The sequence below is a fragment of the Mycobacterium heidelbergense genome (genome assembly GCF_050205645.1).
In the GTDB taxonomy this organism is placed as follows: Bacteria; Actinomycetota; Actinomycetes; order Mycobacteriales; family Mycobacteriaceae; genus Mycobacterium; species Mycobacterium heidelbergense_A.
This window is the reverse complement of the sequence record NZ_JBNMQT010000003.1, coordinates 117,507-138,264: the sequence shown is the minus strand read 5'-3', so window position 1 is coordinate 138,264 and position 20,758 is coordinate 117,507. Positions and strand designations below refer to the sequence as shown.

The window sequence follows — 20,758 nt, the reverse complement described above, 5'->3', positions numbered from 1 at the left end:
CATGCCCCTTTCGAAGCCAGTTTCGAAGCCTCTTCCGACGTTGCCGCGCGGTCTGCGGGAGCGGGCCGAGGCGATGACGTGGGAGAACTTCGTCGCGACCTACAGCCCCACGGCCGGCCCGCTGCGACTCGGCCACTGGTCGTGCACGGACGCCGAGCGGCCCGCCACGCGACTTGGTCCGCAAGCACGCAACTTTCGGGCGATGATCGCCGTCGGCGACCGCATCAGCACCTCCACCGCGTCCGCCAGCGGGCCGATCGCCGCGCTCACCGAGATGCTGCACGAGCGCGGGATCACCGTCGAGACGCTGAGGTTCCATCAGCTGCGATCGGGCGAATTCACCGCCACCTTCATCTGCGGCAGCAACGGGATTCGCTCCGAGTGGGCGATGGGCTGGTCGGAGGATCCGACGCAGTCGGCGTTGCGCGCGGTCATCGCCTGCGCCAACCGGCTGCTCACCGCGGCCTAGGCCGGCCGCGTCAGAGCGGGCGCAGCACGATCGGCATGCCGTCCTTCGGAATCGGCATGCCGCCGTAATCCCAGCTCGGCTGGTAGCCGGGTCGGGGCAGTTCCAGTCGGTACCGGCGCAGCAGCCGGTGCAGGATCGTCTTGACCTCCAACCGCCCGAAGGTCATCCCGATGCACTTGTGCGCACCGCCGCCGAACGGCGTGAACGCATAGCGGTGTCGCTTGTGCTCGCTGCGCGGCTCGCAGAACCGCTCCGGGTCGAACTTCAACGGATCCGTCCAGAGTTCCGGCAGGCGATGATTCATCCCGGGGTACGCAATGACGTTGGTGCCCTTGGGAATGTAGTAGCCGAGCAGGTCGGTGTCGCGCACCGTCTGCCGCATCGCCCACTGCACCGGGGTCACGATCCGAATCGACTCGTCCATCACCAAATCGAGCGACTCCAGCTTCTCCAGCGACTCGATGTCGAGCGGGCCGTCGCCGAGCCGGTCGGATTCGTCGCGGCAGCGCTGCTGCCAATCCGGATTGGCGGCCAGGTGGTAAACCATGGTCGTCGCGGTCGACGTCGACGTGTCGTGGGCGGCCATCATCAAGAAGATCATGTGGTTGACGATGTCCTCGTCGGAGAACTTGTTGCCGTCCTCGTCCTCGCTCTCGCACAACACCGACAGCAGATCGGTGCCGTTCTTGCCGCGTTGTTCCTTGACCCGTTCGCGGAAGTAGTCCTCCAGCAATTCGCGCGCCTTGAGGCCGCGCCACCAGGTGAACGGCGGCACGCTGGTGCGGATGATGGCGTTGCCCGCGCGGGTGGTGACGGTGAACGCCTTGTTGACCTTGGTGACCAACTGGTGGTCGGTGCCGGGCTCATGGCCCATGAACACCATCGACGCGATGTCGAGGGTCAGCTCCTTCATCGCCGGGTAAAGCAGGAAGCGCGCATCGTCGATCACCCAGTCGTCGGCGACCACCTGCGACACGACCTTGTCCATCTGCTCGACGTAGCTGACCAGGCGGGAGCGGACGAACGCCTCCTGCATGATTCGGCGGTGGAACATGTGCTCGTCGAAGTCGAGCAGCATCAGCCCGCGGTGGAAGAACGGCCCGATCACCGGGACCCAACCCTGCTGCGAGTAGTCCTTGTTGCGGTTGGAGTAGATGACCTGCGCCGCGTCCGGGCCCAGCGCCGCGACCCCCGGCAGGACGGGCGAGTCCCCGAACACGACGGGTCCTTTGGTCTGGTAGAGGAACATCAGATAGTCCGGCCCGCCGCGCAGCATCTCGATGATGTGCCCGATGACCGGCAGCCCCGCGTCACCCAGGACGGGCTTGAGCCCGCTGCCCGGCGGCGGATCGGCGAGCTTGTGTTCCGGGAATTGAGTGTTCAGCAGCCTTCGTTCGACCAGGCCCATGCCGGGAAAGTTGTTGATCGACGGGGTAAACCGGCGCCGCGCCTGGTCGAGCAGGTAGTGCGGGGTGCTGATGGTGGCGGCCATGGACGCTCCTTTGCGATCCCGGGACACGTGCGCGCTAGCACTTCAGCCCATCCTGAAGTCCGAACTTGACGCCTGTCAAGTTTTGGTCTTTTCTGGTCGGGATGACAAGGTCAGACCATGGCAGCCGACCCGACGCCCACCGCCCGGCGTAGCCGCGGCGATCTGCAGCGGGAGGCGATCGTCAGCGCGGTGCGGCAGCTGCTGCAAGAGGGTTCGTTCGCGGACCTGTCCGTCGCCACCATCAGCGAGCGGGCCCGCATCGCACGGTCCGGCTTTTACTTCTACTTCGACTCCAAGTACGACGTGCTCGCCGTGATCCTGGCCGAGGCAACGCACGAACTCGAGGAGCTCACGCAGTACTTCGCGCCGCGCGCGCCCGGCGAGACGCCGGCGGCGTTTGCGCGGCGCATGGTCGGTAGCGCCGCCACGGTGTTCGCCCACAACGACCCGATCATGACTGCGTGCAACGACGCGCGGAACACCGATGCGAAGATCCGGGAGATCCTGGACGGCCAGATCGACGTCGTGATCGACCAGATTGTCAGCATCGTCGACGACGAAATCGCCGCCGGCACAGCGCATCCGATCAGTGACGATGTGCCGGCTCTCGTCCGCATGCTCGGCGCGACCACCGCGATGATGCTGTCCGGCGACGTCACCTTCCTCGGGCCCGACCGAGACGTGGAGCGCGGCGTGCGGGTGCTCGAGCAGTTGTGGCTCAATTCGCTGTGGGGCGGCGGGCAGAGCTAACGCGTTACCGGCGGTATCGTCACGGCCATGGCGCAGAAGGCATATTTCGCGGGGAAGCGGTGTCTGGTAACCGGTGCGGCGAGCGGCATCGGCCGCGCCACCGCGTTACGGCTGGCCGCGCAGGGAGCCGAACTCTATCTGACCGACCGCAACCCCGAAGGCCTGGAGCTGACGGCGGCCGACGCCCGCGCGGTGGGCGCGCAGGTGCCGCAGTACCGGGCCCTGGATATCGCCGACTATGACGACGTGGCGGCGTTCGCCGCCGACATTCACGCCAAGCAACCCAGCATGGACGTGGTGATGAACATCGCCGGGGTATCGGCGTGGGGAACCGTCGACCGGCTGAGCCATGAGCAGTGGAGCAAGATGGTCGCGATCAACCTGATGGGTCCGATCCACGTCATCGAGACGTTCGTCCCCCCGATGGTGGCCGCCCGGCGGGGTGGGCACCTGGTCAACGTGTCGTCGGCGGCCGGGCTGGTCGCGTTGCCCTGGCACGCCGCCTACAGCGCCAGCAAGTTCGGACTGCGCGGCGTTTCCGAGGTGCTGCGCTTCGACCTGGCCCGGCACCGCATCGGGGTGTCGCTCGTCGTGCCCGGCGCGGTGAAGACCCCGTTGGTCAACACGGTCGAGATCGCCGGGGTCGATCGCGAGGACCCCAACGTCCGCCGGTGGATCGACCGCTTCAGCGGTCACGCCGTATCGCCGGAGAAGGCGGCCGACAAGATCCTGGCCGGGGTCGCAAAGAACAGATACCTCATCTACACGTCGCAGGACATCCGGGCGCTCTACGCGTTCAAGCGGCTGGCGTGGTGGCCCTACAGCGTCGCGATGCGCCGGGTCAACGTCATCTTCACCCGCGCACTACGGCCCGCCCCGGTGCCCTCACGCCGGCATGACCAACTCGAGTCGCACCCCGAGTAGCCGGACCGGCCGGTCGAGTTCGAAGAGGTCCAGGACGCGCAGCGCGGCCGCGACGATGACGTCGGCGTCCGTGGTGGGCGCCGCCAGCTTGCGGATCTTGGTGCGGGTGTAAAACGTCGCGGTGCGCACAGTCACCGCCACCCCGGTGACCACCCGCCCGCCCGCCGCGACGTCGTCGAGCGGTTGCCGGGCCAATGCCGTTACCGCCGAATCCATTTCGGCGCGATCGGTGAGATCCCGCGGAAACGTCACGACGTGGCTGCGGGAGCGCGGAACCCACGGCTCGGCGCTGACGTCCGCGTCGCCGCCACCCTTGGCGAGCAGCAGCAGCCAAAGACCGGTGCGCGGGCCGAAGGTGGACGTCAGCAGCTCGGCATCGCCGTGCGCGAGTTCGCGTACCGTCGTTATCCCCAGGGCCGCAAGCTTTTTCGCGGTCTTGGGTCCCACGCCCCACAAGGCGTCGACGGGCCGGTCCGCCATCACATTCATCCAATTCGCGTCCGTGAGGACGAAGACGCCCGCCGGTTTTGCGAACCCGGTCGCGACCTTGGCCCGCTGCTTGTTGTCGCTGATGCCCACCGAGCACGACAAACCCGTCTCCGAGGAAATGACCGTCTGAATCTTTTCGGCGATTTCCATCGGTTGCTCGCCGGCGAAGCCGACGTAGGCCTCGTCCCAGCCCCACACCTCGACGGGGTGCCCGAGGTCGCGCAGCAGTCCCATCACCTCGTCGGAGGCCGCGTCGTAGGCGGCGGGATCCGACGGGAGGAACGTGGCGTCGGGGCAGCGGCGCGCCGCGGTGCGTAGCGGCATGCCTGCGTGCACACCGAACTCGCGGGCCTCGTACGAGGCGCAGGTGACGACCTTGCGCGGTTCGGTCGGATCGCCGCTGCCGCCGACGATCACCGGCAGCCCGGCCAGTTCGGGGTGACGCCGCAGCTCCACCGATGCCAGGAACTGGTCGAGGTCCACGTGCAGGACCCAGTTCGTCACCGCCCACACAGCTTGCGCGCCAGGCTTTCCCACGCGTCGCCCAACGTCTTGAGGGTGTGACCGCCCTCGTTGAGCTGGTGCTCCACATAGTCCGCATCGAGTAGAGCCAGCAGGGCGTCGGCCTGGACGTCGAGGTCGCCGGTCGTTCGCGCCGACTGCAACAGCACCCGCACGTGGGTGTGCTGCACCGCGACGGCCCCGACGTGGCGGAGCTCCGGATCGCGCTTGGTCTCCGACAGCAGCTCGTGGTGGGCGTGGACGAAGCGCATCCGCTCTCGGCCGAACGCCACCAGGCGATCCATCGGGGGCGCATCGGGACCCAGCGGCGGCGGGCCGAACAGAAATGCCTGCTGACTCGCCCGCTCGTCGTCGTCGAGCAGCACCATCATCAGGCCGGCCCGGTTGCCGAATCGCCGGAAGACGGTGCCCTTGCCGACCCCGGCCGCCGCGGCGACGTCGTCCATCGTGACGGCGTCCGCGCCGCGCTCGGCTACCAGGTTGCGCGCCGCCTCCAGCAAAAGCGCACGGTTGCGCGCCGCGTCGCCTCGTTCCTGCGGAAGCTGTGGGGGAGCGGACACCGGCAACTCGCGCAACCGCTGGCTCATACCTGCACTTTAACGCGTTCGGAATAAAGCGGACTAGGGTCCGGTTTGGTCGTGCAAGGATGTACACCAAGAACCGAAGGGAAACCGAACAGTGCCAGAGAACAAGTCCGACATCAAAGTCTTGGCGTTGGTGGGCAGCCTGCGTGCGGCGTCGATCAACCGTCAGATCGCCGAGCTGGCGGCTGCGGTCGCTCCCGACGGCGTCACCATCACGCTGTTCGAAGGCTTGGCGCAGGTGCCGTTCTACAACGAGGAGATCGACGCCGCGATGACGCCCGACGCCCCGGCGCTGGCTCCGGTGAACGCGCTGCGGGCCGCGGCCGCCGACGCGGACGCCGCTCTGGTGGTCACCCCCGAGTACAACGGCAGCATCCCGGCGGTGGTCAAGAACGCGATCGACTGGCTCTCGCGACCGTTCGGCGACGGCGCGCTGAAGGGCAAGCCGCTGGCGGTAATCGGCGGGTCGTTCGGCCAGTACGGCGGGGTGTGGGCGCACGACGAGACCCGTAAGTCGTTCGGGATTGCCGGCGCGTCGGTGGTCGAGTCGATCAAGCTGTCCGTGCCGTTCAAAACGTTGGAAGGCAGGGCTCCGGCGGAGCACGCCGAACTGTCGGCGAATGTGCGCGACGTCGTCGGCAAGCTCGCCGCCGAGGTCGGCTGATGGCTTGAATTTGGGGAAAGCCGACAAGCCGGCCGACGGCGACCAGCACCGTTTCGACAACCGAATAGCTAAAGCCGCCAGTTGCCGCTGGCGGCTTTGCTAGCGGGGGAGGCGCGCGCCGGTGGGACCGGCTCAAAACACGCGATGTCGGTGGCCGGTGATATACCAATCCGTATGGGCATCCGCGGCGCGATATGTGATCTGCGACACGCCGGGAGCGCGGCCGCCGCAAGCCTTGCGACCAGGGAATTTCAAAATTGTTATTCCGAACATCTTGTATCTCGACAACTTGTCGGCCACTAGGTGTAGTGTTTCGAGCACCGGCAGATCCCAGGATCCCCAAGCTGGCCGGGCATGGGGCACCTCCCGGAATGGGTACCGCCAGGCCGTTCGGCCTGACCTCCGCAAGACGGGAATCTGGGGCCTTGACGGGCCGCTGAACATAGCGCAGACGTAGTACCCCCAGCAGTTGCCAGTCCGTAATAAGTTCCCTTCCGCAAAGGAGCGGCTCCATGAGCGTCACCGTGTACACCAAGCCGGCATGCGTGCAGTGCAGCGCCACCTTCAAGGCTCTGGACAAACAGGGCATCGCCTACGACAAGGTCGACATCACCCTGGACTCGGAGTCTCGGGACTACGTGATGGCGCTGGGCTACCTGCAGGCCCCCGTGGTGGTGGCCGGCAACGACCACTGGTCCGGCTTCCGGCCCGATCGCATCAAGGCGCTTGCTGGAGCCGCGCTGAGCGCCTAGTGCAGTAGATGAGCAAGTAAGGAGGTTGCGGTGCCATGGACGCCACGCAGCGCAACCTGGTCTATTTTTCGTCGGTGTCGGAGAACACCCATCGCTTCGTGCAGAAGCTGGGTGTTCCCGCCACCCGAATCCCGCTGCATGGCCGGATCGAGGTCGACCAGCCGTACGTGCTGATACTGCCGACGTACGGCGGCGGCCGGGCCACACCGGACATCAACGACGGTGGCTACGTCCCCAAACAGGTCATCGCCTTTTTGAACAACGAGCACAACCGGTCGTTGATCCGCGGCGTCATTGCGGCGGGCAACAACAACTTCGGTGCGGAATTCGCCTACGCGGGCGAAGTCGTCTCGCGCAAGTGCGGCGTTCCGTACCTCTACCGCTTCGAACTGATGGGAACCCCGGACGACGTGGATGCCGTCCGGGCCGGTCTCGCTGACTTTTGGAAGGAACAGACGTGCCACCAACCGTCACTGCAGAGCCTGTAGCCGCCGGCACGCACGTGCCGCCCGAAGAGACGGACTACCACGCTCTGAACGCGATGCTGAACCTGTACGACAAGGACGGCAGGATTCAGTTCGACAAGGACGTGCTGGCGGCGCGGCAGTACTTCCTGGAGCACGTCAACCAGAACACGGTCTTCTTCCACAATCAGGACGAGAAGCTCGACTACCTGATTCGCGAGAACTATTACGAGCGTGAGGTTCTCGACCAGTATTCGCGCAACTTCGTCAAGGAGCTGCTGGACCGCGCCTATGCCAAGAAGTTCCGCTTCCCGACGTTTCTGGGCGCGTTCAAGTACTACACCTCCTACACGCTGAAGACGTTCGACGGCAAGCGCTACCTGGAGCGCTTCGAGGACCGCGTGGTCATGGTCGCGCTGACGCTGGCGGCCGGCGACACCGGGCTGGCCGAGAAGCTGGTCGACGAGATCATCGACGGCCGGTTCCAGCCGGCGACCCCGACGTTTTTGAACTCGGGCAAGAAGCAGCGCGGCGAACCGGTTTCGTGCTTCCTTTTGCGCATCGAGGACAACATGGAGTCGATCGGGCGGTCGATCAACTCCGCCCTGCAGCTGTCCAAGCGCGGTGGGGGAGTTGCGTTGCTGCTCTCCAACATTCGCGAGCACGGCGCGCCGATCAAGAACATCGAGAACCAGTCCTCGGGCGTCATCCCTATCATGAAGCTGCTCGAGGACTCCTTCTCCTACGCCAATCAGCTGGGGGCGCGTCAGGGCGCCGGCGCGGTGTACCTGCAGGCCCATCACCCCGACATCTACCGCTTCCTGGACACCAAGCGGGAGAACGCCGACGAGAAGATCCGGATCAAGACGCTGAGCCTGGGCGTGGTGATCCCCGACATCACCTTCGAGCTGGCCAAGAAGAACGAGGACATGTACCTGTTCTCGCCATACGACGTGGAGCGGGTCTACGGCGTGCCGTTCGCCGACATCTCGGTGACCGAGAAGTACTACGAGATGGTCGACGACGCGCGGATCCGCAAGACCAAGATCAAGGCGCGGGAGTTCTTCCAGACGCTGGCCGAGCTGCAGTTCGAGTCCGGCTACCCGTACATCATGTACGAGGACACGGTGAATCGGGCCAATCCCATCGAGGGCAAGATCACCCACTCCAACCTGTGCTCGGAGATCCTGCAGGTGTCCACGCCGTCGATCTTCAACGATGACTTGTCGTATGCCAAAGTGGGCAAAGACATTTCGTGCAACCTGGGATCGCTGAACATCGCGAAGACGATGGACTCGCCGGACTTCGCCCAGTCGATCGAAGTCGCGATCCGCGCGCTGACGGCGGTCAGCGACCAGACGCACATCACGTCGGTGCCCTCGATCGAGCAGGGCAACAACGACTCCCACGCGATCGGGCTCGGGCAGATGAACCTGCACGGCTACCTGGCCCGCGAGGGCATCTTCTACGGCTCCGAGGAAGGCGTGGACTTCACCAACATCTACTTCTATACGGTGCTGTATCACGCGCTGCGGGCCTCCAACCGGATCGCGATCGAACGCGGCACGCACTTCAAGGGTTTCGAGAAGTCGAAGTACGCGTCGGGGGAGTTCTTCGACAAGTACACCGAGCAGGTGTGGGAGCCGGCGACCGACAAGGTGCGCCAGCTGTTCGCCGATGCCGAGATCCGCATCCCCACCCAGGACGACTGGAAACGGCTGAAGGAGTCGGTCCAGGCGCACGGCATCTACAACCAGAACCTGCAGGCGGTGCCGCCGACCGGGTCGATCTCCTACATCAACCACTCGACGTCGTCGATCCACCCGATCGTGTCGAAGGTCGAAATCCGCAAGGAGGGCAAGATCGGGCGGGTCTACTACCCGGCGCCCTACATGACCAACGACAACCTGGAGTACTACCAGGACGCCTACGAGATCGGCTACGAGAAGATCATCGACACCTACGCCGCGGCCACCCAGCACGTGGACCAGGGGCTGTCGCTGACGCTGTTCTTCAAGGACACCGCCACGACTCGCGACGTGAACAAGGCGCAGATCTACGCCTGGCGCAAGGGAATCAAGACGCTCTACTACATCCGGCTGCGCCAGCTGGCGCTGGAAGGCACCGAGGTCGAGGGCTGCGTCTCCTGCATGCTGTAGCCAGTCTGCGCTGGTCAGCGGCTCCGACGCGGTATGGTGCATGACGTGGTGAGAATTCCGCGACCACCGCACCCGAGCGTGAATCCCGGGCGCAAGGTCGACGCGCGCAGTGAACGCTGGCGCGAGCACCGCAAGAAGGTGCGCGGCGAGATCGTCGACGCCGCCTTCCGCGCCATCGACCGCCTCGGACCCGAGCTGAGCGTGCGGGAAATCGCCGAGGAGGCCGGCACCGCCAAGCCGAAGATCTACCGGCACTTCCACGACAAGTCCGACCTGTTCGAGGCGATCGGGCAGCGCCTGCGCGACATGCTGTGGGCGGCGATCTTCCCGTCGATCGACCTGAAAACCGATTCGGCCCGCGACGTCATCCAGCGCAGTGTCGAGGAGTACGTCGACCTGGTCGACAAACACCCGAACGTGCTGCGCGTTTTCATCCAGGGCCGTTCCGCCGCGAGCCCCAAGATCCTCGACGAGGGCCGAGGGATCACCCTGGCCATGGCCGACATGTTCGACAACGAGCTCCGCGAGATGGAGCTCGACCACGCGGCGATCGAACTGGCCGGCCACGCGGCTTTCGGATCGGCGGCCTCGGCCACCGAGTGGTGGCTCGGTCCCGACGCCGACAGCCCGCGACGCATGCCGCGCGAGCAATTCGTCGCCCACCTGACCACCATCATGATGGGGGTCATCGTCGGCACCGCCGAGGCGCTGGGCATCACGATGGACCCCGACCAGCCGATCCACAGCGCCGTGCCCAGCAACCCGGCCGCCAGCTGAGCCGTCGCGACGTTGACATCGCCACGGCCGTCGATAACACTCGCCTTATCCGATACCCTGGGTACTGGGTATTGCGTTAGCTAAAGGAAGACCCGATCCGCCATGACCGATGTCGTAACCGAAGCCGATTCGCTGCCGCAGTCCGACCAGCCGCCCGTCCACACCCGCGTCGTCATCATCGGGACCGGGTTCTCGGGTCTGGGCATGGCCATCGCGTTGCAGCGGCAGAGCGTGGACTTCGTCATCCTGGAGAAGGCCGATGACATCGGCGGCACCTGGCGCGACAACAGCTACCCCGGCTGCGCGTGCGACATCCCCTCGCACCTGTACTCGTTCTCCTTCGAGCCCAAGCCGGACTGGAAAAACCCGTTCTCGTATCAGCCCGAGATCTGGGACTACCTCCAGGGAGTCACCGAGAAGTACGGCCTGCGCCGCTTCATCGAATTCAACTCCCTGGTCGATCGCGCCTATTGGGACGACGACGAGTACCGCTGGCACGTGTTCACCGCCGACGGGCGCGAATACGTCGCACAGTTCCTGGTCTCGGGGGCCGGCGCTTTGCACATTCCGTCGTTCCCCGACATCGAGGGTCGCGACGAATTCGCCGGTCCCGCTTACCATTCCGCGGAGTGGGATCACAGCGTCGACCTGACCGGCAAGCGGGTGGCGATCATCGGGACGGGCGCCAGCGCCATCCAGATCGTGCCCGAGATCGTCGGGCAGGTCGCCGAGCTTCAGCTCTACCAACGCACCCCGCCGTGGGTGGTGCCGCGTTCCAACCCCGAGATCCCGTCGGCGCTGCGCACGGCGATGGAAAACATCCCCGGGCTTCGTCCGCTGGTGCGCCTCGCGATCTACTGGGGGCAGGAGGCGCTCGCCTTCGGCATGACCAAGCGTCCTAATGCGCTGAAATTCATTGAGGCGTATTGCAAGTGGAACATTTGGCGATCGGTGAAAGACCGTGAGCTGCGCCGCAAGCTAACCCCTAAGTACCGCATCGGTTGCAAGCGAATCCTGAACTCCTCCACCTACTACGGCGCCGTCGCGGACCCGAAGACCAAATTGATCACCGACGGCATCACTCGCATCACGTGCGAGGGGATCGTCACCGCGGACGGCACCGAACGCCGGGCCGACGTGATCGTGTACGCCACCGGCTTCCACGTCACCGACTCCTACACCTACGTCCAGATCAAGGGGCAGCACGGCGAAGACTTGGTCGATCGCTGGAACCGCGAGGGCATCGGTGCGCATCGCGGAATCACCATCGCCGACGTGCCCAACCTGTTCTTCCTGCTGGGACCGAATACGGGCCTGGGCCACAACTCCGTGGTGTTCATGATCGAATCGCAGATCCGCTACGTCGCCGACGCGATCGCGAAATGCGACAAGATGGGCGCGCAGGCGCTGGCCCCGACCCGCGAAGCGCAGGACCGCTTCAACGACGAGCTGCAGCGCAAGCTCGCCGACTCGGTATGGAACACCGGCGGGTGCAGCAGCTGGTACCTCGACGAGCACGGCAAGAACACGGTGCTCTGGGGTGGCTACACATGGCAGTACTGGATGTCGACCCGTTCGGTCAAACCGGAGGAATACCAGTTCTTCGGCGTGGGCAAGGCAGGCAGAAGCCGAGTTCAGGCGTCCTAGTGGGGGAACCGCTGCCGGGCTTTACACTAGGAGGCTTATGAGCGCCTATCAGACCGTCGTGGTCGGCACCGATGGCTCGGACTCGTCGCTGCGTGCGGTCGAGCGCGCAGCCGCGATCGCTGCGGACAACGGCGCGAAATTGATCGTTGCGACCGCGCATCTCCCCGTCCCCGAGGAAAAGGGTCGCTACGCCATCCCGCCGGGGAGCGACCACGGTCAGGACTACCGGACGGTGGGCGAGGCCCCCTACTACGCGATCCTGCAGAACGCCAGGGAGCGCGCGCATCAAGCTGGGGCCCAGAACGTGGAGGAGAAGTCGATCGTCGGCGCCCCCATCAATGCGCTCGTGGACCTCGCCGAGGAGGTCGATGCCGACCTGCTGGTTGTCGGCAACGTCGGGCTCAGCAGCGTCGCCGGGCGGCTGCTGGGTTCAGTCCCATCGGAAGTCTCCCGCAGGTCCAAGACCGACGTGCTGATCGTCCACACCACCGGCTGAGGCAGCGTCAAGTATCGCGGTCTAGCAGTTCTGAGAAGGCTTTCGCGGCCGCATCCACCGCGGCGTCGTCGTTCGTGGCGACGAGATCCAGCAGCAGGCCGCGAGTCACGGCGAGCCCGAGCCGTGCCATCGCGCCGTCGTAGGGAACATCGGCGGAAGCCTCGACTTCGCGCAGCCAGTCGTCGACGGCGCCGGGAATCATGCGCGTGAACGGCTTTTCGCCTTGGGCCGCCCGCGAGTAGCACTCGAAGAAGAGCCGCTCCAGCTGACGCAATTCGGGCCGACGGAGGTCGGCCCACATCGCTGCGAAGCCTTGGGCCGGATTGATCGGCAAACCGGGGACGAGAGCCATCTGCCGTCGCTCGACCTCCTCGACGATCGCCACCAGCAGATCTTCTCGAGACCCGAAGTGGTGCAACAGCATTCGATGACTGGTGCCGACCGCGGCGGCCACGTCGCGCAGCGACCGGTCGCCGATGCCGTTCGCGGCGAAGTCCTCGATCAGCGCGTCGAGAAGCTGGCGGCGCCGTTGGGAGTCAGGAGTGCGGGCCATCGGCGCGGCTGAGCTGTTCAGACCGGGCCTTGAGACCTTGGGCCTCGAGTTGCAGGAAGCGCTTGGTCTTCTTGACCATCAGCCGCCCGACGAGCGCGCCCAGTGGACCCCGTTGGTCGAGTTGCTGGCGCACCAGTGTGCGGCCGCCGGGTTGGGCATCGACGTAGTGGCGCGCGGTCACCAATGAGCCGGGAGAGCGCTGCACCCACGTCCAGGACGTGCCGGGTTCGATCTCGGTGACCTGCCAGACCAGCTTCTGCATGCCGGGTTGCTTGATCGCGAACCGCCTGCCGACGGCGATGTTGGGTCCGTCCTGACCGACCAGCGACGTCACCGAGGCGGTCCACTCGGGCCAGCGCTCGACGTCGCTGAAGACCTCCCATACCAACTGCGCCGGTGCATCGATCTCGATGCTGTCCTCGTTGAGCATGTACCAAATGGTACATCCATGGGTCGGGCTTTGCCTAGGCCTGTCCGACGCGGGCGTCGAGGCGCTTGAGCGCCGCCTCGGCGCCGTTCCACCCGGGGATACCGGTGACGCCCGGGCCGGGGTGGGTGCATTGCCCGCAGAGGAAGAGGCCATCGAGCGGCGTGGCGAACTTGTCGGCTCCCTCGACGACGCGGCCGGTCCACAGCTGGTTGGGCTGCAGTAAGCCATGCGAGTAGTCGCCGGCGTGCGCGCTGAAGGTGCTGCCGAAGTAGCGGTTGGAGAACACGACCCGATTGGTGACGGAGTCGGCGAACCCGGGCGCGAAAGTGTCGAAGATTCTCACGCAGGTGTCGGCGTATTGCTCTTTCCAGCTTCGGTTTTCGTCGGCGTCGAGCCCGGTCGGGAAGTACGGCGTGAAAATCGTTGCGCTGTGCTTGCCTTCGGGCGCCAGCGACGAGTCGACCATGCTGGGGATGTACAGGTAGGTGGGCGGCGCGTCCGGAAGCTGGCCCTTGCGGTATTGCTCCCACGCGTCGCTGATGTATTCCGGTGACGGCGCGTAGGCGACGGTGGGGCACCATTGCCCGTTGTCGTGCATGAAAGGCTGCAGCCGCTCGATCCACTGGGGCGCCTGGTCGATCGTCAGGTGCGCCTGGATGTATCCGAGGTTGAAGTTGATTTCCTTGATCTTCCGGATGTAGTCGGGCGGAAAGTGTTGCGCGCCGGCCAGATTCACGAATGTGGTGTATGGGTCGAGCGAGGAGAGCACCACGTCGGCCGAAATCGTTGTGCCGTCGCGCAATTCGACTCCGGAGGCACGCCCGTCGGTCACCAGGATCTGCTTGACGTGCTGTTTGAGCTGTACCTCGGCGCCCAGCGACTCGGCGCGCCGGCACAGCGCCGTGCTAAGTGACCCGATGCCGCCGCGCGGCATGATGTATTCGACGTTGCCACCGCCGATCAGGTAGTGATACAGCGTCGACGCGTTCGAGCCCGGGGTCCACGGTCCGCCGTCGAACGCGTCGATGGACATCGCCGCAAGCGAGCCCTGGATGCAGCGGGCTTGGTCGGGCGCCAGGAAACGCCGGACCGTGTCCATCGTGCTGCCGTACCACATCTGGGCGAAGTCGTGGCGGTCTTCGGGCGTGGGCTGCGCGGCGATCACCTCGATGATGTCGAGTGGGGGACCGAACGCCGAGTCGACGAAATACGGTGCGAACCGGCCGATGTGGGCGAACAAGCCGCCCAGGGCCGCGGCCGTGTCGGCGCCGTGATCGTCGAGCAGGTGGCGGGCCATGCGTTCGAGGTCGTTGTACATCACGAACGGGGTGTCCCCGGGCTCGCCGAACGTGCACGTCGACGTCCACTGGTCCATCAGCTCGAAGCCCCACTTGGTGAGCTCCAGGCGCTCGGTCATCTCCTGGCGCCAGATCAGCACCGCCCACGCGCCGACGCTGTGCTTGTAGCCGTCGAAGAGCTCCCGCGTCGCGGCCATCCCGCCGAGGAAGTGAGCCCGTTCCAGCACAAGCACTTTCGCGCCGCCCTTAGCCAGCACGTTCGCCGCAACCAGGCCGTTGTGACCGGCCCCGATGACGATCGCGTCGTAGTCCGCCATGGTGACTCCTCGGAGTGTGAGCGCTCGACCTGAACGCACAATGTCACATATGACATATTTGCGTCAATGGTGACATTTCGTGGCATGCTGGCATCGTGGAATCGCGTAGGCAGCGCACGCGCCAGGCGCTACAACAGGCGGCGATGAAACGCTTCGTCGCCGACGGAGTGCACCAAACCAGCGTCGCCGACATCGCCGGCGATGTCGGGGTGACCGAGCGAACCTTCTATCGGCACTTCCCCTCCAAGCACGCGGTGATATTCGCCGACTACGACATCGGCTTCGAATGGTTCGCCCGCGCGCTGGCGCTGCGCCCGCACGGCGAGCCCATCACGGCGTCGGTGCGAAAAGCTGTGGACGCCTTCCCTTTTGACTTCGCGATGGTCCGCGAGGCCGCCACCATCCGGTCGCGCGACCTGGATCAAGACATCATCACCACGCACATTCGACGGATGCGCGATCAGGTCGCCGACGAGATCGCGCGCTTCATCCACGAACGATCGGCACCGACCGCCGATGGGGCCATGATCGCCGACATCGCGGCGCACAGCCTGGCGACCGCGGTGTTCGTCGCGCTGGAGGCGTGGATGGGCAAAGACGAGCACGACATCGACGACCTGGGCCGGCTGACCGACATGGCGCTGAGCGCGCTGGAGGATGGCCTCACCCACACGTTGCGCAAGGCGGGACTGGACTAACCCGCGACGCCGTAGCGCCGAACGTGTACTCAGCGCGAGATCTCGGCCGGTTTTTCGCAATGAGTACACGCTCGATGAAGCGACAGGCCGCGACACGCAAGCACAACGTCTTGTGTTGCGGCGGGTTGTCGCACCCCAGGGGTAGTGTTTGAAGCCTGAGTACCGCAGGCAAACCGTCTGGTGAAGTGGGGTTCTGGTGAGCGAAAAACTGAAGCTGATTGACCGCGTCTCGGCGATCAACTGGAACCGGCTGCAGGACGAAAAAGACGCCGAGGTCTGGGATCGGCTGACCGGCAATTTCTGGCTGCCCGAGAAGGTGCCGGTGTCCAACGACATCCCGTCCTGGGGCACGCTGACGGCTCACGAAAAGCAGATGACCATGCGGGTTTTCACCGGCCTGACGCTGCTGGACACCATCCAGGGCACGGTCGGGGCGGTGAGCCTGATCCCCGACGCGCTGACCCCGCACGAGGAAGCGGTGTACACCAACATCGCGTTCATGGAATCGGTGCACGCGCGCAGCTACAGCAACATCTTCTCGACGCTGTGCTCGACCGCCGAGATCGACGACGCGTTCCGCTGGTCGGAGGAGAACCCCAACCTGCAGCGCAAGGCCGAGATCGTCATGCAGTACTACAAGGGCGACGAGCCACTCAAGCGCAAGGTGGCCTCCACGCTGCTCGAGAGTTTCCTCTTCTACTCCGGGTTCTATCTCCCGATGTACTGGTCGAGCCGGGCCAAGCTGACCAACACTGCCGACATGATCCGGTTGATCATCCGCGACGAGGCCGTGCACGGCTACTACATCGGCTACAAGTTCCAGCGTGGCCTGGCACTCGTCGACGAAGTCAAGCGCGGTGAGCTCAAGGACTACACCTACGAACTGCTCTTCGAGCTGTACGACAACGAGGTGGAATACACCCAGGACCTCTACGACGAGGTCGGGCTGACCGAGGACGTGAAGAAGTTCCTGCGCTACAACGCCAACAAGGCGCTGATGAACCTCGGCTACGAGGCGCTGTTCCCCCGCGACGAGACCGACGTGAACCCGGCGATCCTGTCCGCGCTGTCACCCAACGCTGACGAGAACCACGACTTCTTCTCCGGCTCCGGCTCGTCCTACGTGATCGGCAAGGCCGTCGTCACCGAGGACGAGGACTGGGACTTCTGAAACCCGCGAGGTGCTAATTCCAGTGGGCTACCACATACTGCGCACGCTGGAGTAAACCCCAAGTCGGAACCTCCTGCGCGTCGTCTGACAGGTCTTGCGCTGATTGTTCCGCGCCCTCGGCGATTGCGTCTGCATCAGCGTCGGAGCACCACGGTGGGCCGTGCATACATGCTCCTATCTTGTGGAGATTGGACTTGAAGGCTGCAATATTGGCGGGTTTCAGCTTTAGGGGATTTCCACGGATGAAACACTTAACTCTGATTTTGTTGGACGGCGCGGTAATTGTGTCGTTGTACTTAATCAGTAAAGGCGTGTTGTCCACTACGGGAGCGTCGGCAGGCGGATGTAGCGATTGTTCTGCGAGTATGAAATTCGAACTCACGCCAACGTTATATTGTCCTAGCGCGTCGAGGCAGTCGTCCGAACGTTTGACAAAATCCGATACTTGACTTGATGCGACGCCTAAGAAGAAGGCGACTAGGGTGCTAATTAATACCCCTAGGGCGCCAAGTATTCTTACTAGTGGGCGTTTCTTCGGTTCCTGCAGCTGAACCGTTACTGTGATTCCGCTGGATCGATCAGCGACTTCGTTGCTGGTCTCGGCCGCTGTTGATGCTTGACGTTCGCTGCTCCGGGGTTCGGACGTCGTTAGCTCTTGCGCCTGCTCGGCGTTGGCTGGGTCGGGCGTTATTCGTGCTTTGTCTGGCTGCTGGGGTTGTCCCTCACGGTTCATGCAGGGGATGCTAGGCCAACCGTGTCAGCGGTTGGTTGAATTTTGTTCATTCCGAACTGCTCGGAATTTAAACGGTTTGATTCGACGCTTTGCTATTGCTTTGGTCGCGGACGCGCTGATGCGGATGGCTTCTCTGGGCCCGTTTTCAATACCGAGCTAATTGGACGCCGCACCTGTGCCGTCGGCACTATCGAGGTGTTGCGCCTGGGTGGGCGAGTAAAACCTCGGCGCGATCGTCGCCATCACCGGTACGCGCAGCGTCACCCCGTCGCGGATCGGCATGCGGACGTTGACGTACACGACCTGCATGTCCAGGCCCATCTGGACGCGCATCTCCCGCAGGCTCTCGGTTTGCACGCCCAGGCCCATGTCCCGTAGGCGCGCCGCCAAGCCGCGCTGCAAGGCCCGGACCGGTTTCAGATCACCCGGGTTGTTGAGATGCACGTAAGCGATTGGCTTGGGAAGCTTCGGGCTGGGTCGGGTCATGGCTCGACTGTACTCCGCGCGGCGAACGAGAATGCACGAAAATCGTTTTGACCAGCGGCTAGCAGGATTCTGCTGGCCGACGGTACGGGCGGTGAACGGGGCATGAAATGTCGGGGCGGGGCGATGCCCCGGTGGCGCGGGTGACCGCCAACCCGTGACACTTAGGGGCGTGGCGATAACCCCATCTTCTACGGCCGCTTTTTTCCGTTCAGTGATCCGGTGGCTGCAATGCGGCTACCCCGACGGCGTTCCCGGACCCGACCGAGTTCCGCTGCTGGAGCTGCTGCGCAGCACGCCGTTGTCCGAGGAGCAGATCACCGAAGTCGTCGACGCGATCGACGAGGAGGTCGAGCCGGGCGACGCGATCGACCGCGATGTGATCGCCGATTTCATCTCCGGCCTGACCCATCACGACGCCGGTCCGGAGAACGTCGCGCGGGTGGCCGCGAAGCTGGCCGCCGCCGGCTGGCCGCTGGTCGGCATCTCCATAGGACCGGCCGAGCAGAGCAGTGCGAACGGCGAACCGGAGCAGGCCCCGGAGCAGGTCTCCTGAGCTCCTACAGCTTCGAGATGTCGATGACGAAGCGGTAGCGCACGTCGCTGGCCAGCACGCGCTCGTATGCCTCGTTGACGTAATCCGGCTCGATGAGCTCGATTTCGGGCGTCACGTCGTGCTCGGCGCAGAAATCCAGCATCTCCTGGGTCTCGGCGATCCCGCCGATGTTCGACCCGGACAGGCTGCGCCGCGCCAGCGCTAGCGGGAACGCGCCGACCTCCATCGGATGCTCCGGGATGCCGAGCTCGACCAGCGTCCCGTCGACATCGAGCAGGCCGAGGTAGTCGTTGAGCTTCAGGTTCGCCGACACCGTGTTGAGGATCAGGTCGAAGTTGCTGCGCAGCTTCTTGAAGGTGTCGGGGTCGGCCGTCGCGTAGTAGTGGCTCGCGCCCAGGCGCAGCCCATCCTCCATCTTCTTCAGCGACTGCGACAGCACCGTCACCTCGGCGCCCATCGCGGCGCCCAGCTTGACGCCCATGTGCCCCAGGCCGCCCAGGCCGATGATCGCCAGGCGGGTGTTCGCCCCGGCGTTCCAGTGCCGCAGCGGCGAGAACAGCGTGATGCCGGCGCACAGCAGCGGCGCCGCCTTGTCCAGCGGCAGCGAGTCGGGGATGCGCACGACGAAGTTCTCGTTGACGACGATCGCCTGGCTGTAGCCGCCCTGTGTGGACGTTCCGTCCTTGTCGATCGAGTTGTAGGTGAAGGTCGCGCCCGGTTTGCAGTACTGCTCGAGCCCGGCCTTGCAGCTACTGCACTCGCCGCAGGAGTTGACCATGCAGCCGACGCCGACATGGTCGCCCACCTTGTACTTGGTGACCTCCGAACCGACCTCGGACACCACGCCGGCGATCTCGTGGCCGGGGACCACCGGGTAATTCGGTTGGCCCCATTCGGCTTTGACGGTGTGGATGTCGGAGTGGCAGATCCCGGCGAACTTGATGTCGATCGCGACGTCGTGCGGACCGGGGTCGCGGCGGGTGATGGTGGTCTTGGTCAGCGGCGCGGTGGCCGACGTCGCGGCATACGCCGAAACAGTGCTCATGGCAGATCCTTCGAGTTCGTTCGTCCTAGAAAAGCTTAGCTAAGGTAAAGTTTTTAGGCCAATCGGTCGCGGCTCATTAGTTGATCGGGGCGTTGACCAGGCGGAGGTCGTCCACGATGCCGCGGGCCGCGAGCACGCCCTCCCCGGTCTGCCATATCTCGTCGTTGACGACGTAAACCCGGTTGTCGTGATAGGCGGACAGCTTGCGCCACGAGTCGCTGTCCAGGACGGTGGCGGCGCGGTCCGCGGCGGCGGGGGTGGCACACGACACATAGATCACGTCGGCGTCGGCGGCGGAGAGATTCGGCACCTTCGCGAGGTCGGCGTCGGTGGCGGCGATCTCGATGTAGGGCTTGTCGGTGAACCGCTGGGCGGCCGGCCGGTCCACGCCGACCGCGGTGAGCACGCTGCCCGGAAAGTTGTTGGACCCGTAGATCCGGATGCTGGTGGTGGTCAGCTGCACGACCGATGCCTGGAAGTGGGCCGCGTCGTGGCTGGCGCCGATCTGCGTGGCCCGCTGGGCGAAGCCGCCGATCAATACGTCCACCGCGCCGCCACGGGCCGTGGCCGCGCCGACCCCGCGCAGGTTGTCCTGCCAGGCGGCGCCCGGGGCGGCGGTGAACACCGTCGGGGCGATCGTCGCAAGCTGCGGGTACAACTTCGGCGTCAACCCCTGCGAGCCAAGGATCAGATCCGGGTGGGCCGCGGCGATCGCTTTCAGGTCAGGGTTGCTGCGCGTTCCGACGCCGGGCAGGCCGTGGACCGCCTTGCCCAGGTAGGACGGCTGGCTCGGGGAGCCGTCCGGCAGTGCCGCGGCCACGACGCGGGATTGCAGGCCCAGCGCGCACAGGGCGTCGAGCTGATCACCGGAGAGCACCACGATGCGCTGCGCCTCGGCGGGAACGGTAGCGACGTCGGGAGTCACGCCGGCGGCATTGTGGGCCTGCCGCGTCGGTGGCCCCGGGTCGGCCGCGGCCACGTCCCGCGCGCACGACTCGTCGGGCTGGCGGTCGTTTCCGAGCACCCCGGCCCCGGCGATCTGGGTGGTGGGCGTGACCAGCGATCGGGCCGACGGTTTGGAGCCGGAACCGGACCCGCAACCGCCGCACGCCACGACCAATGCCGCGGCCACGGCCACGATCGATTGCCTCCTGAGCACGCGTCCGACGCTAACATTCGGCGACTTCGGAGCCGATTACGACAGTTTGTAGGACCAGGCCCGCCACCGGCCTGATCGAAGGCTAAGATTCGAACCATTGGTTCTGGGCCCCGGTCCGAGAATGTT

Annotated in this window: 23 protein-coding genes; 13 read left to right on the top strand and 10 right to left on the bottom strand. The window is 65.1% G+C overall.

Annotation, left to right across the window (positions count from 1 at the left end; genetic code table 11):
• Position 1 precedes the first annotated feature (1 nt).
• Positions 2–469 carry a homocitrate synthase gene (locus ACQI5H_RS04010; protein WP_427078108.1) on the top strand — a complete coding sequence of 156 codons (468 nt, stop codon included), beginning with the start codon at positions 2–4 and terminating at the stop codon, positions 467–469.
• Positions 470–479: 10 nt separating this feature from the next.
• Here ACQI5H_RS04010 and ACQI5H_RS04005 read toward each other — a convergent pair whose 3' ends face one another.
• On the bottom strand, positions 480–1,961 hold the full coding sequence (locus tag ACQI5H_RS04005; RefSeq protein WP_427078107.1) for a cytochrome P450: 1,482 nt from the start codon (positions 1,959–1,961) through the stop codon (positions 480–482).
• Between the two features lie 117 nt (positions 1,962–2,078).
• Here ACQI5H_RS04005 and ACQI5H_RS04000 point away from each other — a divergent pair, with 117 nt between their 5' ends.
• Positions 2,079–2,711, top strand: coding sequence for a TetR/AcrR family transcriptional regulator (locus tag ACQI5H_RS04000; RefSeq protein ID WP_427078106.1), 633 nt, complete (start codon positions 2,079–2,081; stop codon positions 2,709–2,711).
• A 27-nt stretch (positions 2,712–2,738) separates the two neighbouring features.
• Complete coding sequence (locus ACQI5H_RS03995; RefSeq protein ID WP_427078105.1) at positions 2,739–3,635, top strand: SDR family oxidoreductase; 897 nt, start codon at positions 2,739–2,741, stop codon at positions 3,633–3,635.
• Here the strand turns inward: ACQI5H_RS03995 and ACQI5H_RS03990 are convergent.
• Both ACQI5H_RS03990 and ACQI5H_RS03985 read right to left on the bottom strand, forming a co-directional pair.
• A complete protein-coding gene (locus tag ACQI5H_RS03990) occupies positions 3,597–4,637 on the bottom strand; it encodes a DNA polymerase IV (RefSeq protein WP_427078321.1) in 1,041 nt (346 codons plus the stop codon). The genes ACQI5H_RS03995 and ACQI5H_RS03990 overlap by 39 nt on opposite strands.
• Positions 4,625–5,233, bottom strand: a complete 609-nt coding sequence (locus tag ACQI5H_RS03985) for a TetR/AcrR family transcriptional regulator (protein WP_427078104.1) — start codon at positions 5,231–5,233, stop codon at positions 4,625–4,627. The genes ACQI5H_RS03990 and ACQI5H_RS03985 overlap by 13 nt, the downstream gene beginning before the upstream one ends.
• 91 nt (positions 5,234–5,324) lie before the next feature.
• Here ACQI5H_RS03985 and ACQI5H_RS03980 point away from each other — a divergent pair, with 91 nt between their 5' ends.
• From ACQI5H_RS03980 to ACQI5H_RS03950, 7 genes are all read left to right on the top strand, one after another.
• Positions 5,325–5,894 carry an NAD(P)H-dependent oxidoreductase gene (locus ACQI5H_RS03980; RefSeq protein ID WP_427078103.1) on the top strand — a complete coding sequence of 190 codons (570 nt, stop codon included), beginning with the start codon at positions 5,325–5,327 and terminating at the stop codon, positions 5,892–5,894.
• Positions 5,895–6,406: 512 nt separating this feature from the next.
• The gene (locus tag ACQI5H_RS03975; RefSeq protein WP_076063331.1) at positions 6,407–6,646 is read left to right on the top strand and encodes a redoxin NrdH; all 240 of its coding nucleotides are present in this window, start codon (positions 6,407–6,409) and stop codon (positions 6,644–6,646) included.
• Between the two features lie 35 nt (positions 6,647–6,681).
• Positions 6,682–7,134 (top strand): class Ib ribonucleoside-diphosphate reductase assembly flavoprotein NrdI, encoded by a 453-nt coding sequence (nrdI, locus tag ACQI5H_RS03970; RefSeq protein WP_427078102.1) that lies wholly within the window; start codon positions 6,682–6,684, stop codon positions 7,132–7,134.
• Entirely contained in the window at positions 7,104–9,269 is a 2,166-nt protein-coding gene (gene nrdE, locus ACQI5H_RS03965) for a class 1b ribonucleoside-diphosphate reductase subunit alpha (RefSeq protein ID WP_427078101.1), read from the top strand. Before nrdI ends, nrdE begins: the two co-directional genes overlap by 31 nt.
• Positions 9,270–9,314: 45 nt before the next feature.
• Positions 9,315–10,046 carry a TetR/AcrR family transcriptional regulator gene (locus ACQI5H_RS03960; protein WP_427078100.1) on the top strand — a complete coding sequence of 244 codons (732 nt, stop codon included), beginning with the start codon at positions 9,315–9,317 and terminating at the stop codon, positions 10,044–10,046.
• A gap of 102 nt (positions 10,047–10,148) precedes the next feature.
• Positions 10,149–11,693, top strand: coding sequence for a flavin-containing monooxygenase (locus ACQI5H_RS03955; RefSeq protein WP_427078099.1), 1,545 nt, complete (start codon positions 10,149–10,151; stop codon positions 11,691–11,693).
• 37 nt (positions 11,694–11,730) lie between these two features.
• Positions 11,731–12,189, top strand: coding sequence for a universal stress protein (locus tag ACQI5H_RS03950; RefSeq protein ID WP_427078098.1), 459 nt, complete (start codon positions 11,731–11,733; stop codon positions 12,187–12,189).
• Between the two features lie 7 nt (positions 12,190–12,196).
• Here ACQI5H_RS03950 and ACQI5H_RS03945 read toward each other — a convergent pair whose 3' ends face one another.
• Genes ACQI5H_RS03945 through ACQI5H_RS03935 form a run of 3 tightly spaced genes read right to left on the bottom strand, consistent with a single transcriptional unit; the run spans position 12,197 to position 14,787 of the window.
• On the bottom strand, positions 12,197–12,742 hold the full coding sequence (locus ACQI5H_RS03945) for a TetR/AcrR family transcriptional regulator (protein ID WP_427078097.1): 546 nt from the start codon (positions 12,740–12,742) through the stop codon (positions 12,197–12,199).
• A complete protein-coding gene (locus ACQI5H_RS03940; protein WP_427078096.1) occupies positions 12,726–13,172 on the bottom strand; it encodes an SRPBCC family protein in 447 nt (148 codons plus the stop codon). The genes ACQI5H_RS03945 and ACQI5H_RS03940 overlap by 17 nt, the downstream gene beginning before the upstream one ends.
• Positions 13,173–13,206: 34 nt before the next feature.
• Complete coding sequence (locus tag ACQI5H_RS03935) at positions 13,207–14,787, bottom strand: phytoene desaturase family protein (RefSeq protein WP_427078095.1); 1,581 nt, start codon at positions 14,785–14,787, stop codon at positions 13,207–13,209.
• A gap of 95 nt (positions 14,788–14,882) precedes the next feature.
• On the opposite strand from ACQI5H_RS03935, the gene ACQI5H_RS03930 reads away from it, so the two are divergent.
• Both ACQI5H_RS03930 and nrdF read left to right on the top strand, forming a co-directional pair.
• Positions 14,883–15,485, top strand: coding sequence for a TetR/AcrR family transcriptional regulator (locus ACQI5H_RS03930; protein WP_427078094.1), 603 nt, complete (start codon positions 14,883–14,885; stop codon positions 15,483–15,485).
• 196 nt (positions 15,486–15,681) lie between these two features.
• Complete coding sequence (gene nrdF / locus ACQI5H_RS03925) at positions 15,682–16,656, top strand: class 1b ribonucleoside-diphosphate reductase subunit beta (RefSeq protein ID WP_139329721.1); 975 nt, start codon at positions 15,682–15,684, stop codon at positions 16,654–16,656.
• A gap of 13 nt (positions 16,657–16,669) precedes the next feature.
• Here nrdF and ACQI5H_RS03920 read toward each other — a convergent pair whose 3' ends face one another.
• Positions 16,670–17,389: a hypothetical protein gene (locus tag ACQI5H_RS03920; RefSeq protein ID WP_427078093.1), complete on the bottom strand. Its 720-nt coding sequence runs from the start codon at positions 17,387–17,389 to the stop codon at positions 16,670–16,672.
• A gap of 156 nt (positions 17,390–17,545) precedes the next feature.
• A complete protein-coding gene (locus ACQI5H_RS03915) occupies positions 17,546–17,875 on the bottom strand; it encodes a hypothetical protein (protein ID WP_427078092.1) in 330 nt (109 codons plus the stop codon).
• 211 nt (positions 17,876–18,086) lie between these two features.
• On the opposite strand from ACQI5H_RS03915, the gene ACQI5H_RS03910 reads away from it, so the two are divergent.
• Positions 18,087–18,428, top strand: a complete 342-nt coding sequence (locus tag ACQI5H_RS03910) for a DUF3349 domain-containing protein (RefSeq protein WP_427078091.1) — start codon at positions 18,087–18,089, stop codon at positions 18,426–18,428.
• A 4-nt stretch (positions 18,429–18,432) separates the two neighbouring features.
• Here ACQI5H_RS03910 and ACQI5H_RS03905 read toward each other — a convergent pair whose 3' ends face one another.
• Together ACQI5H_RS03905 and ACQI5H_RS03900 are read right to left on the bottom strand one after the other, a co-directional pair.
• The gene (locus ACQI5H_RS03905; RefSeq protein ID WP_427078090.1) at positions 18,433–19,473 is read right to left on the bottom strand and encodes an NAD(P)-dependent alcohol dehydrogenase; all 1,041 of its coding nucleotides are present in this window, start codon (positions 19,471–19,473) and stop codon (positions 18,433–18,435) included.
• Positions 19,474–19,549: 76 nt separating this feature from the next.
• On the bottom strand, positions 19,550–20,632 hold the full coding sequence (locus ACQI5H_RS03900) for an iron-siderophore ABC transporter substrate-binding protein (RefSeq protein ID WP_427078089.1): 1,083 nt from the start codon (positions 20,630–20,632) through the stop codon (positions 19,550–19,552).
• Positions 20,633–20,758: the final 126 nt, after the last annotated feature.

Coding starts and splice junctions, on each gene's coding strand:
- ACQI5H_RS04000 (WP_427078106.1), top strand. CDS start 2,079: ATGGCAGCCGACCCGACGCCCACCGCCCGGCGTAGCCGCGGCGATCTG.
- ACQI5H_RS03955 (WP_427078099.1), top strand. CDS start 10,149: ATGACCGATGTCGTAACCGAAGCCGATTCGCTGCCGCAGTCCGACCAG.
- ACQI5H_RS03945 (WP_427078097.1), bottom strand. CDS start 12,742: ATGGCCCGCACTCCTGACTCCCAACGGCGCCGCCAGCTTCTCGACGCG.
- ACQI5H_RS04005 (WP_427078107.1), bottom strand. CDS start 1,961: ATGGCCGCCACCATCAGCACCCCGCACTACCTGCTCGACCAGGCGCGG.
- ACQI5H_RS03935 (WP_427078095.1), bottom strand. CDS start 14,787: ATGGCGGACTACGACGCGATCGTCATCGGGGCCGGTCACAACGGCCTG.
- ACQI5H_RS03905 (WP_427078090.1), bottom strand. CDS start 19,473: ATGAGCACTGTTTCGGCGTATGCCGCGACGTCGGCCACCGCGCCGCTG.
- ACQI5H_RS03985 (WP_427078104.1), bottom strand. CDS start 5,233: ATGAGCCAGCGGTTGCGCGAGTTGCCGGTGTCCGCTCCCCCACAGCTT.
- ACQI5H_RS03975 (WP_076063331.1), top strand. CDS start 6,407: ATGAGCGTCACCGTGTACACCAAGCCGGCATGCGTGCAGTGCAGCGCC.
- ACQI5H_RS03950 (WP_427078098.1), top strand. CDS start 11,731: ATGAGCGCCTATCAGACCGTCGTGGTCGGCACCGATGGCTCGGACTCG.
- ACQI5H_RS04010 (WP_427078108.1), top strand. CDS start 2: ATGCCCCTTTCGAAGCCAGTTTCGAAGCCTCTTCCGACGTTGCCGCGC.
- ACQI5H_RS03920 (WP_427078093.1), bottom strand. CDS start 17,389: ATGAACCGTGAGGGACAACCCCAGCAGCCAGACAAAGCACGAATAACG.
- ACQI5H_RS03995 (WP_427078105.1), top strand. CDS start 2,739: ATGGCGCAGAAGGCATATTTCGCGGGGAAGCGGTGTCTGGTAACCGGT.
- ACQI5H_RS03915 (WP_427078092.1), bottom strand. CDS start 17,875: ATGACCCGACCCAGCCCGAAGCTTCCCAAGCCAATCGCTTACGTGCAT.
- nrdI (WP_427078102.1), top strand. CDS start 6,682: ATGGACGCCACGCAGCGCAACCTGGTCTATTTTTCGTCGGTGTCGGAG.
- ACQI5H_RS03940 (WP_427078096.1), bottom strand. CDS start 13,172: ATGCTCAACGAGGACAGCATCGAGATCGATGCACCGGCGCAGTTGGTA.